The following is a 265-nucleotide window of genomic DNA, read 5'->3' as shown; positions in this document are numbered from 1 at the left end:
ATCATGTCGACATAAGCCTTGTCAAAATCGGCTCCTTTCTTTGCTTTTAGATCATCATGCATCTTTTGTTGTGAAGCATCTAAGGATGCGGGTAAGGAATAATTTACACTTCCCGCCCATTTTTTTAGTTCTTCGTTGGCAGCTTTATGATCTTTTGCAATCATTTGCCCTAAAGATTTCACAGAAGCATTGGTAGCATTTGCAGCAGCAAGTTCTCCCATCATAACTTCCATCATTCCCCCTTTAGCAGCAGCATCAACAAAAG

At 40.4% G+C, this 265-nt stretch carries 1 protein-coding gene; it reads right to left on the bottom strand.

Annotation, left to right across the window (positions count from 1 at the left end; all coding sequences use genetic code 11):
* The coding region (locus SCA31_RS23835) for a DUF4142 domain-containing protein (RefSeq protein ID WP_410699478.1) at positions 1 to 265 on the bottom strand (265 nt) is incomplete at both ends.

Source organism: Chryseobacterium sp. SIMBA_028 (genome assembly GCF_046535285.1).
GTDB lineage: Bacteria > Bacteroidota > Bacteroidia > Flavobacteriales > Weeksellaceae > Chryseobacterium.
Note: the sequence above shows the minus strand (reverse complement) of the source record. Positions and strands in the feature narration are given on the sequence as shown.